Source organism: Litchfieldia salsa, from assembly GCF_900104555.1.
GTDB classification, from domain to species: domain Bacteria; phylum Bacillota; class Bacilli; order Bacillales; family Bacillaceae_L; genus Litchfieldia; species Litchfieldia salsa.
On record NZ_FNJU01000004.1, the window covers coordinates 253,777 to 264,742 of the forward strand.

At 38.7% G+C, this 10,966-nt stretch carries 10 protein-coding genes; 1 reads left to right on the top strand and 9 read right to left on the bottom strand.

What is annotated here, in order from left to right; translation table 11 throughout:
* Positions 1-195: 195 nt before the first annotated feature.
* The 8 genes from BLQ56_RS10855 to BLQ56_RS10890 all read right to left on the bottom strand — a co-directional run bounded on the left by BLQ56_RS10855 (position 196) and on the right by BLQ56_RS10890 (position 8,717).
* Positions 196-951: an ABC transporter ATP-binding protein gene (locus BLQ56_RS10855; protein ID WP_090853646.1), complete on the bottom strand. Its 756-nt coding sequence runs from the start codon at positions 949-951 to the stop codon at positions 196-198.
* Complete coding sequence (locus BLQ56_RS10860; RefSeq protein WP_090853649.1) at positions 948-1,748, bottom strand: ABC transporter ATP-binding protein; 801 nt, start codon at positions 1,746-1,748, stop codon at positions 948-950. The genes BLQ56_RS10855 and BLQ56_RS10860 overlap by 4 nt, the downstream gene beginning before the upstream one ends.
* Positions 1,748-2,593 carry a nickel transporter permease gene (gene nikC / locus BLQ56_RS10865; protein ID WP_090853652.1) on the bottom strand — a complete coding sequence of 282 codons (846 nt, stop codon included), beginning with the start codon at positions 2,591-2,593 and terminating at the stop codon, positions 1,748-1,750. Before nikC ends, BLQ56_RS10860 begins: the two co-directional genes overlap by 1 nt.
* Complete coding sequence (nikB, locus tag BLQ56_RS10870) at positions 2,593-3,537, bottom strand: nickel ABC transporter permease (protein ID WP_090853655.1); 945 nt, start codon at positions 3,535-3,537, stop codon at positions 2,593-2,595. Before nikB ends, nikC begins: the two co-directional genes overlap by 1 nt.
* A complete protein-coding gene (nikA, locus tag BLQ56_RS10875) occupies positions 3,538-5,085 on the bottom strand; it encodes a nickel ABC transporter substrate-binding protein (protein WP_386756464.1) in 1,548 nt (515 codons plus the stop codon). It lies immediately after the preceding gene.
* Between the two features lie 155 nt (positions 5,086-5,240).
* Positions 5,241-6,416 (bottom strand): GTP-binding protein, encoded by a 1,176-nt coding sequence (locus BLQ56_RS10880; protein WP_090853661.1) that lies wholly within the window; start codon positions 6,414-6,416, stop codon positions 5,241-5,243.
* A gap of 47 nt (positions 6,417-6,463) precedes the next feature.
* A complete protein-coding gene (locus BLQ56_RS10885; RefSeq protein ID WP_090853664.1) occupies positions 6,464-7,624 on the bottom strand; it encodes an NAD(P)-binding domain-containing protein in 1,161 nt (386 codons plus the stop codon).
* 250 nt (positions 7,625-7,874) lie between these two features.
* Positions 7,875-8,717, bottom strand: a complete 843-nt coding sequence (locus BLQ56_RS10890) for an oxidoreductase (protein WP_090853667.1) — start codon at positions 8,715-8,717, stop codon at positions 7,875-7,877.
* Between the two features lie 347 nt (positions 8,718-9,064).
* Between BLQ56_RS10890 and BLQ56_RS10895 the strand changes: the two genes are divergently transcribed.
* Positions 9,065-10,132, top strand: a complete 1,068-nt coding sequence (locus BLQ56_RS10895; protein ID WP_090853670.1) for a PQQ-dependent sugar dehydrogenase — start codon at positions 9,065-9,067, stop codon at positions 10,130-10,132.
* Between the two features lie 37 nt (positions 10,133-10,169).
* On the opposite strand, the gene BLQ56_RS10900 is transcribed toward BLQ56_RS10895, so the two are convergent.
* Positions 10,170-10,784, bottom strand: coding sequence for a DNA-3-methyladenine glycosylase (locus tag BLQ56_RS10900; RefSeq protein ID WP_090853672.1), 615 nt, complete (start codon positions 10,782-10,784; stop codon positions 10,170-10,172).
* Between the last annotated feature and the right edge of the window lie 182 nt (positions 10,785-10,966).

Below are 10,966 nucleotides of genomic sequence, written 5' to 3' on the forward strand. Positions count from 1 at the left end.
TAAATAGGAGAGTTTCTAAGTTTGTCGTTTTGACATAAAACATTGAAACGGTAGTCACAAGCAGGGTTGAATACACGTAGACTCCTGCGGGACCAGTGCCCAAAGTGAGATCCCACAGGAGCGTTAGCGACGAGGAGGCTCACTGGTCACCCGCCGGACGCGGAGTGTATTCAGCCTGCGGATTTAAACAGTGTATTAAAAAATAGATATAAGTTCTTTTGTATAAGGATGTCGCTCCACATCAAATAGTTGATCACTGTTAAACTGGTCAACTATCTCTCCGTTTTGCATAACCATCATTCTCTGGCTCATTTGCTTAACAGCAGCAAGATCATGTGAAATAAATAAATAAGAGAGATTTAATGTTTTGCGAAGGTTTGTTAGTAGTGTTAGCACTGCCCCTTGAGAGATGACATCTAGACTTGCTGTAGGTTCATCTAGAACAATCAATTCTGGTTCAATACTAATCGCACGAGCTATTGTTACCCGCTGTTTCTGCCCCCCACTTAATTCATGTGGATACCTGTTGGCTAAATCCATTGGCAGTTCAACTGCTTCAAGAAGCTGTTTCACATAGGCGTCCTTTGAGGTATGTGAAAAATGGCTAAGCTTAAGAACTTTTTTATACTGTTCATAAGGATCAATTAAAGAATCCTTGATTTTAAGCTTAGGATTTAAAGCCGCTGAAGGATTTTGAAACACGATTTGGATGTCTTTGCGGTAAGGATACATCTGACGTTCATTATGTCTTTCAATGGCTGCATCCTTAAAATAGATCGAACCACTGTCAATGGTTTCAATTCGGAGTAGACAGCGAGCTAATGTACTTTTACCACAACCACTTTCACCGACTAGACCGAGACATTCACCTTTTTCAAGTTCAAATGACAGGTTGTTTACTGCTACAGATGTGTATGATTTCTTAAGATTTGTAACCGTAAGCAAGCTCATATACCCTTTACCTCCTCTAACCCTGATGGAAGGCCTCGTTCCAGTGTGGGTGCAGCAGCAATTAACTGCTTTGTATATTCATGTTGTGGATGATCCAATATACGATGTTTCCCACCTGATTCAACGATTTCCCCTTCCTTCATGACCGCAAGACGGCTTGCATACCGTCTAACATGACGCCAATCATGAGTGATGAATAAAATCGCACAGCCTGTTTCTTTTTGTAACTTCGCTAGCAATTCTAAGACTCTATGCCCAGAGACACTATCAAGGGCTGTGGTCACTTCATCAGCAATTAATAAATCAGGAGACAGCATAAGGGCCATCGCAATCGAAACACGCTGAAGCTGTCCTCCGCTTAACTGAAATGGATATCGGCTGTATAATGCTTCATCTAACCCGACCGATTCAAGCGCATCTATAGATTTTTGTTTTCTTATTTTCCGATCACGAACACCATGTGCCTTCAGGTATTCATCAAAATGCTGGGCAATCGTTCTAAAAGGAGTAAATGATCCTTGATAATCTTGAAATATATAAGATAGCTTTTCACCACGAATTGACCTCATCTGTTTTGGTGATAACGATAGTAAATCTTCTTCTTTGAAGAGTATTTTTCCTTCAACTTTTAAATTAGGAGGTAGCATTTGCCCAATGGCCTGTGAAAGCAAACTTTTTCCACTACCACTTTGACCTACCAGTGCATACCACTCTCCTTTACGTATGGAAAGCGATACATTATTAACAATCTTATTATCTCTGCCGCTTATTGATACTTGCTCCATCGATAAAATCATCACTGTACCTCTTTCTTCACATCAAAATGATCACGGAAATAATCGCCCAGCATATTCGTAAATAATACAACAATCACAATCGCAAGACCTGGGTATACCATTAACTCGGGTCTTGAATGAAAATATGGACGTGAATCATTTAACATTGCTCCCCATTCAGGAGTTGGCGGTTGAGCACCAAGTCCAATATAAGATAAGGCAGAAATGAGTAAAATAATTTTACCGAGATCAAGACTCGCCAGAACAAGAACATGCCCTACCACATGGGGAAACAAATGCTTACGCATGATTTTACTTGGTGATAGACCATTAATCCGGGCAACCACCACATAGTCCTTTTGTGATTCTGATAAAACAGTGCTTCGAACTAGGCGAGCATAGTTAACCCATTTAACTAATACAATGGCAAGAACTAAGTTACCGATTCCCGGACCAAGTAAACCACTTAAAACAATGGCAACAATCGTATCCGGAAAAGCGATAAAACCATCAGCAATTCGCATGAATACTCGATCAACTAACCCACGTTTATATCCAGCAATAATACCCAAAGGGACACCAATGAAAAGAGCAACAACTAACGCCAAGAAGCTAAAGCCGATTGTTTGCTGTCCACCAAGTAATAATCTAGTCAGAACATCCCGGCCAAGTTGGTCAGTACCAAGCGGATGCTGGATACTCATCCCCTGGAGACGGGTATCGAGATTGGTTAATGTCGGATCATGCCTTAAAAAAAGAAAAGCATAAATAACCACTACCAAAGTTAACCCTAGAAATAGTACCAGTAGGATTAGTGGATTTTTGTTTTTTGTTGCTTTTGGCAAGGGTATTGATAATCCTCTCATCAGTTAGTCTCTCTTTCCTTTAATTTCATTTCAGGATTTAAGTATCGATATGATAGATCTACACATGTATTTACGATAAAAACAATGACCGCCATCACTAAAATATAGCCTTGTATTAGCGGATAATCACGCTGACGTATTGCATCAACAACAAGCTTTCCAATCCCTGGATATGCAAATAAAACTTCTATCACGACTACACCGCCAATTAAGCTTCCCAAACTTACTCCAAATACTGTAATGACTGGGGGAAGACTATGTCGGAATGCATGTGCAAAAAAGATCCGTTGCTCTGATAATCCACGAGCTCTAGCCGCTCTAATAAATTCCTGACTAAGCGAATCAAGTAAGCTCGATCGAAGCAATCGAACATAAACACTTGAAATCGCGAGTCCAAGTGTCAAAGAGGGTAAAACCAATGAGGAGAAACCATCTCTCCCCATGGTTGGTAGCAGGTTCAAACGCACCCCGAATAAATCAATAAAAATCAATCCAAGCCAAAAACTCGGGATAGCAGCCCCAAGAATGGATAGAATTCTACTCACCTGATCAATCCAACTGTTCCGATAAAGAGCAGAAAATGAACCGAGGGGAATCGATACAATCAACATGACGATGAGTGCACCAAGAGTTAATTCGATAGTAGCAGGTAATCCAATTAAAATCATATCCATTACAGGCTGACCTGTTACGTAAGAATTTCCGAAATCCAATTGTACGAAATTAAGTAGCCAAAGCCCATACTGGGTCAGTAAAGGCTTGTTAAATCCCATTTCTTCTCTTAATTCCTCGATTTGTTCCTGACTAACTGATAACTCATCAACATTCAAAATCGTTAGCACAGGATCTCCAGGTGCAAGGCGTACAAATAAGAAACTAACGAATGTAATAAATAACATAAAAAGGAAAACTTCCAAAAACTTTCTTGTTAAAATTTGAACCATTTACTTCACATCCAGCTCGTTTGTTATCATGTAATATTCACTTCGAGTGGTTATCCAATTCTCAACCTTATTATCGTTATAGGCAACAATAGTGGAAGGATGTAAGACAAAAGAATTGATTACATTGTCATGCACATAATCAGCTGCCTGTTCTGCAAGAACAGCTCGTTCTTCCTGGGAAACCGTTTGATTCAGCTTCTCAATGATTGCAGTCAACTCTGGTTCATGAGATCCACTAAAGTTAAGAGCGCCAGTTGGGTGATAGGTTGCATTTAAATAATAACCAGCATCCCCACGCGGAGCTGTTAAATTACTATACGTAGCTAAATCCCAATCACGGTTTGATGCCATATATTCCTCAGGAGTATCGATTTGACGTATTTCTACATCAATTCCAATACGTTTAGCATCTGATTGAAATACTTGAGCAATTAACGGTAAGTCAGCTCGAGCACTATAAGTTAATAGCGTAAATTTTAACTGCTCTCCGTCTTTTACCATTTTCCCATCTTGTAATGAATAACCCGCTTCCTCCAAGTGCTTAATTGCGATGTCAGATCCTGTACCCGTTTCACTCTGTTCATAAGTCGGTGCAAACGGTAATGAAGGTAAAAATGGTCCAATAGCTGGTTCAGCATGGCCTAACAGAATTGTATCAACAATCTTCTGGCGATCAATTAATGCATCAACTGCCCGGCGTACATTAACATCCTTTAAACTTGTTCGTTCCATATTCATCGTCATTTGGTGTACACGGAAGGTTGCAGTAGATTCAACTTTAATCCCTTCCTCAGCACGCAACGATTCTAAGCTCTCAACCTCAGGACGATAAACAATATCTACTTGCCCAGACTTCAGCGCAAGAGTTCGAGCACTTGCATCCTCATTAAAAGCAAATGTAACAGTATCAAGCTTTGAAGGCCCATCCCAATATTGATCATAGCGCTTAAGCTCAAGCTTGCTTCCTGGTGTGAATTTTTCCAAAACGAAAGGACCAGTACCAACTGGTTTATTGATAATGTCTTCTTCTGTTACATCGATAATTGACACATTCGGATTAACAAGCTCCGAAATAAATTCAGGAAAGTTCACTTTTGTGGAAATATGTAAAGTATATCCTTCAGCTTCAATTTTATCGATTTTCAATGCATTTTGAATCGCCACACTCTCCTGTAATGCTCGTTCAAGTGAGGCTTTAACACTTTCTGCATCCATCTTTTTACCATTATGAAAAGTAACATCCTTGCGAAGGTTAATTGTCCAATTTTGTCCATCCTCACCTTCCCAACTTTCTGCTAGCCATGGTGCAACCGTTAGATTTTCTTCATCTAATTGGACTAATGTTTCTGTGATTCCCGCCCTTAATGGCACATAACTAGAATCCACATGAGGATCTAGAGAATTCGTTGAAAAATTGTAAAGAAAGCTAATGTGCTTTCCTTCGTTTTTCTCAGAATTATTCTGTGATGACTGTGCACACGCGCTCAACAAACTTATACATACTAGTAAAATACTAATTTTATAAAAATGCCCTTTAAATAATCTCATCATTATACCCCTTTTTTATGTACATTTTTTTACACAATAACCGTAACCATTTCGATTTATCTATGATATCGTAATGATTACGATTTGACAAGTACTAATTAATAGTAATATGCTCATTTTTAGCAATAACATCATGCGCAGTTAAAGTCGATTCCTCAAAAAGATGGCAAGGGATCAGACATTTTGCTCCAATCTTGATTCATTTCTTCCTTTGTTAACAAACAAGAATCCAGACCAAGCTCTATATCCTCCTTTTTTAAGTCAATCCCAATAAAAACAAGCTCATTTATTCGATCCCCATACACCTCATCCCAACGATGTAACATCTCTGGCTCTTCTTCTAGAAATCTAGCTTGTTCTTGTTCAGGATTTGAAGCAACCCATTCTCCTGCACCTTGAAAGACAATAGATGTACCAGCTTGGGATAATAGTCCTGATGTATCATTCCGAGTTGCTAGCCAAAAGAACCCCTTTGCACGAACGATTTCCACAGGCCAATTCTCTAACCATTTTAGCCATCTTTCTGGATGAAATGGTTTTCTTCTACGATACACAAAAGAGGAGATACCATACTCCTCCGTCTCCGGAATATGCTCTTCGTTCAACTCCTTGATCCAACCAGCAGATTGACTTGCTTTTTCAAAGTCAAACATGCCAGTATTCAAGATATTGGATAATCCTACAACAGAATGAGCACTTTCAACAATCTTCGCTTCTGGATTCAACTTTTGAAGAACTGCTCTCAATTCCTCAATGCTCTTTCGATCGACTAAATCAATTTTATTTAAAATGAGAACATTTGAAAATTCAATTTGGTCAATAAGTAGATCAACAACTTCTCTTGTACCTGTTTCATCATTGGCTTGTTTTCGATCTAGTAGACTTTCTCCAGATGCAAAGTCATGCCAAAAGCGGTTCGCATCAACTACGGTTACCATCGTATCAAGCTGACAATACTCTGATAAATTAACCCCTAATTCTTCATCAATATAACTAAATGTTTGTGCAACAGGTACAGGCTCAGAAATACCCGACGATTCAATCAAGATATAATCAATGTCGCCATCTTTAACAAGTCGCTCCACTTCTACGATTAAATCCTCACGAAGGGTACAACAGATACAACCATTCTGCATTTCCACAAGCTTTTCTTCAGTAAGAGAAAACCCGCCTTTTTTTACCATTGATGCATCAATATTTACTTCACTCATATCATTAACAATAACTGCAACCTTTAAATTTTCTTTGTTTTGCAACACATGATTTAATAATGTCGTCTTCCCAGATCCTAAATAGCCACTTAAGACAGTTACTGGTACCTTTTTCATCATCTTCACCCTTTTACTTGTTGTTTTTCGTAATCATTACGATTTATACTTTATAAATGACTTACTATTCTTTCAGCCGCCTGCCTCGCTCCTGAAATATTTCTAGCAATTGGTCCTATTTCCAACTCAGCCAACGGGCCTATTACATACAAATGCGGGTACCACTGCAGGTTCTCATCTACAATTGGATAGCCACATTGTGCACAACTTAGCTTTTCTACTTCAATAAGTTTTTCTACCCATTTCCCAGGTCTCGTTGGTGAAAAACCTGTTGCGAGTAATATGCTTCTAGTTTGAATAGAGATATCGTTAATGTTAAGCATTAGATATTCCGGTTCCATTTTATAAGAGCTAACTTCACCATTTATAATACGCAATTTCTGCTCAGCTTCTAGACTCTTTACTTTACGTAAGACATCCCTAGGAATAGACCCTTTTAGTCTAGCCTCTTTTATTTTTTCTCGACGAACATTATAATCCTTAAGTTTTCGATATGGACCTTGTAGTTTTAGCCCTAACCAGCCTGGATCACTATCAAAGTCATGAACCCGAAACGGATGACGCTTTATTAGTGTTACTTCACCTGGGTATTCTCTCGACATTTTTATGGCAAGATGGGCTGCAGAAATTCCTCCGCCAATAATCGCAATAGGAGCTTTAATCTCCGTTATATCTCCTTGGTTTTCATCAAATATATGTTGAACTCTTTTGGGTTCATGTATAGTAAGTTCCTTTGCCCAATTAGGTATCAGCAGCTGCTCATTTACGCTAATAGCAATGACTATATTTTTCGACCTAATTACCTCTCCTTTTTCCGTAGTTACTCTCCAATCTCCTTTTTCCTTTCGAATACTTTCTACTAAACCTCTATGCCAACTTTTCTGAAGGTCTGTTTCGCATATAACTTCATCACAATGTTCATTAAATAGTTCAAGTGACGGGCGTTTATAAACCCCATAAAATCGGTTATGCTCTTCGGAAATTTTGCTGAACTGCTGCAAACTAAATGGTGGAACATCAATGTGATGAACGGACGGAGACCGGAGATATTGCATTGAGATTCTTTCCGTATTTCGTTTCCATCTGGCCATAGGCTCAGTGTGTGGATCGATAATACAAAGCCTTTCAATTTGCACTTTCTTATGTTTAATTAAATATGTTGAGATAGTACAACCATGAATACCACCTCCAATAACTAACCAATCATACATTTTGTGCCTCCTTGAATTAAATCGTAATCATTACGTTTTATAGTTTAACCAAATGAATCCGTAAATACAAGTGCCTATTATCGTAATTCACTTTTATTTTCGTATTACTGAGATTAAGGTATTTTGTTTATACTAGATCTATTCTCATTTTATATTTTCTTCAGACTATTTTATAAGGGCGTAGTTGAACTCCACTTTAGGTGAGTGGAATCAACTACGCCCAATATAGCATGTTAAGTCTCTTACACTACTACTTTAATTGCTTTAAGACTAACTTCTCCCATACACTCCATGGCAGTAGATTTTTAAGAAACATTGTCACCCCCACAGATTTCCCTACTGGGTAACGTAACTTAGTTTTGTTTTTCCTTGCAATGGTAACGATGAGGTTTGCTACCTCATTTGGATCTCCATAGTTTTTCATATTCTTATTCAAATGGTCCTCTATTTTAACCATTGTTTGAAAATAGGGAGATTTAGTAGAACGAGATTTCTCTGTTACTTTTTTACCACTGGTCCAAATATTCGTTTGATAGGAGCCGGGTTCGACTAAAACAACATCAATGCCAAAAGCTTTTAACTCGATTCGAAGCGATTCACTCCAGCCCTCTAGTGCATGTTTTGAGGATGTATATGGAGATAAACCTGGGAAACTTATTCTCCCGCTTATACTGCTCACATTAATAATCTTACCTCTGCCACGAGTTCTCATAATTGGTAAAATAGCTTGAGTAACTGAAATGACTCCAAAAACATTTGTCTCGAACTGTTTTCGATATTCAGTAATTGGAATTTCCTCAACAAAACCAGCTCCGGCATATCCTGCATTGTTTACCAAAACATCGATTTGTCCAATGGAATTCACCAAATTCTTTATTTGGTGGATTGAATCTTCTGATGTCACATCAAGCTGATGTACTTGAATTTTTTCATATACACCCAATTCCTTCGCCATGGTCATTAATTGACCAGATCTATTTAAATCTCTCATCGTAGCAATAACTAAATATCCTGCTTTCGCTAAAGCAATTGAAGTTAGTAATCCAAAGCCACTTGATGTGCCTGTAACTAATGCAACCTGTTGATTCTCCAACTTTATCCCTCCTCACTAGATTGGTGATCATTTTAGGCTGTTTCCGTATATATTATTGCTTTCAAAACCGCAGGATGAATACACTCCGCGTCCGGCGGGTGACCATTGAGCCTCCTCGTCGCTGACGCTCCTGTGGGGTCTCACTTTGGCCACTGGTCCCGCAGGAGTCTCCGTGTATTCATCCTACTTATAATTATCGTTTCAATTATGTCTAAAACAACAAACTATGAGAAACAGCCTAATTTTAAAATGGCTAGCAACTTGTTTCAAAAAATAGCATGATTCGTTGTTTCAACATGATTAAACAGGTGTAAAATAGAAAACAGGAAATGGAAAGGAGAATACATATGCAGAAGTTCGTTATTTTAATAGTACTAGTGATGACAATAACAGCCTGTTCAACGAAAGACAATGAATCTACTAACCCAACTACTGATCATCTCGAAACGATTGCAGTCCCCGCTGAATCACTTGCAAAAAATCTAGACATCCCATGGATGATTACCAAACAGGAAAATACATTTTATATTAGTCAACGAGAAGGTAAAATCATAGAAATAGATTTGGATTCCCCGACCAAAAACATTCATACTCTTTCCCTGACTAAGGATGTATTACATGAAGGAGAAGGAGGATTACTCGGTTTCTTGCTTGCTCCTAATTTTGTAGCCACTCAGCAAGCCTACGCCTACCATACTTATCAACAAGATGGTACCATTCAAAACAGAATTGTTCTCCTTCATAAACAGGATGAAGCATGGGTGGAAGTGAAGGAACTACTAGGAGGCATTCCAGGTGCCGCTATTCATAATGGTGGCCGAATGAAGATTGGGCCTGATGGTATGCTTTATGTAACAACAGGAGATGCTGCAAACCCAGACCTTTCACAAGACAAGAATAGTTTAGCTGGAAAAATTCTTAGGTTAACATTAGATGGACAAGTTCCAGAAGATAACCCATTCAGTCAATCCTATGTTTATTCCTTTGGACATCGAAACCCTCAAGGCTTAGCTTGGGATGATAAAGGAAATTTTTATAGTAGTGAACATGGTCAAAGTGCCCATGATGAAATCAATTTAATTGAGCCTGGTCAGAACTATGGCTGGCCGATTATTCAGGGAGATGAAGAAGAAAACGGGATGGTCAAACCTATTTTTCATACAGGAGAAACAACTTGGGCACCTTCTGGAATAGACTATTATAATGAGAAATTATACATTGCAACCTTAAGAGATTCGCGGATCCGTAGCTTTGATCTTGAAAGCAAATCAGTAGACACTCTTCATGAGAATAGTGGTAGAATGCGTGATATTTACATTGAAGATACTAACCTTTATACGATCACGAGTAATCGAGATGGACGCGGAAATCCAAGTGAAGATGATGATCAATTGTTAAGGATACAACTAAATTAACGTTTGAAAAGTGCCAGATATTCAGTTACCTGGCACTTTACATTTTTTTAAACTTATTAGATCTTATTCGAGAAACATATGGATTATCAGCAATCCAAAATCTCCAAGGATAATCTTTTGCTTCCCCACTATTATCTATACCAATTCTTGGACCACTTTCAATTTCTTTATACTCTTTTCCCTCTGCTATATATAAAGGTGGCTCAAAAATTGGCTTTCCATAGTCTTCTTTTACAATTCCTAGTGCCTTCGTTAATTTTCCTGGTCCGCTTGTTAATTCTTGCTTTTTCTTATTCAACCCCCGGCGCTCATACATTTGTTCAATCCCTAAAATCGGCTCAACCGCTCTTATTAACACAGCCTCTGGTTTTCCTACTTCTCCACTAACAACATTGACTAAGCAATGTGTATGCATCGCATATGTATAAACGAAACCCGCAGGACCAAACATGACTTCTGTTCTTTGCGTTCTCCGGTTCCCAAAACTATGGGCTGCCTGATCCTCTGGACCCATATATGCCTCTGTCTCAACAATGATTCCAGCTGCTACACCCGTTTCCGACTCCTTCACAAGCACCTTGCCTAATAAAGATGGCGCTAATTCAAGTGTCGGTTGATGAAAAAATGTGAGGTCTAGTGGTTTAAATGTCATAAGATCACCTCATTTGATTGATAAAGATATCTTTTATTAGACAAAACGCTTTGCTCGGGACGTGAGTCCTGTCTATTAGAGGCCTTCTATCGGACAAAACTCTTCGCTCGGAACGGCAGTTTATCCATTAGAGGCCTTCTATCGGACAAAACTCTCAGCTTGGAACAGCAGTTTGTCCATTA

What these genes read in the sequence shown, in the direction of transcription:
- BLQ56_RS10855 (WP_090853646.1), bottom strand. Translation starts at nt 951, where the DNA reads ATGAGCTTGCTTACGGTTACAAATCTTAAGAAATCATACACATCTGTA.
- BLQ56_RS10860 (WP_090853649.1), bottom strand. Translation starts at nt 1,748, where the DNA reads ATGATTTTATCGATGGAGCAAGTATCAATAAGCGGCAGAGATAATAAG.
- nikC (WP_090853652.1), bottom strand. Translation starts at nt 2,593, where the DNA reads ATGAGAGGATTATCAATACCCTTGCCAAAAGCAACAAAAAACAAAAAT.
- nikB (WP_090853655.1), bottom strand. Translation starts at nt 3,537, where the DNA reads ATGGTTCAAATTTTAACAAGAAAGTTTTTGGAAGTTTTCCTTTTTATG.
- nikA (WP_386756464.1), bottom strand. Translation starts at nt 5,085, where the DNA reads ATGAGATTATTTAAAGGGCATTTTTATAAAATTAGTATTTTACTAGTA.
- BLQ56_RS10880 (WP_090853661.1), bottom strand. Translation starts at nt 6,416, where the DNA reads ATGATGAAAAAGGTACCAGTAACTGTCTTAAGTGGCTATTTAGGATCT.
- BLQ56_RS10885 (WP_090853664.1), bottom strand. Translation starts at nt 7,624, where the DNA reads ATGTATGATTGGTTAGTTATTGGAGGTGGTATTCATGGTTGTACTATC.
- BLQ56_RS10895 (WP_090853670.1), top strand. Translation starts at nt 9,065, where the DNA reads ATGCAGAAGTTCGTTATTTTAATAGTACTAGTGATGACAATAACAGCC.
- BLQ56_RS10900 (WP_090853672.1), bottom strand. Translation starts at nt 10,784, where the DNA reads ATGACATTTAAACCACTAGACCTCACATTTTTTCATCAACCGACACTT.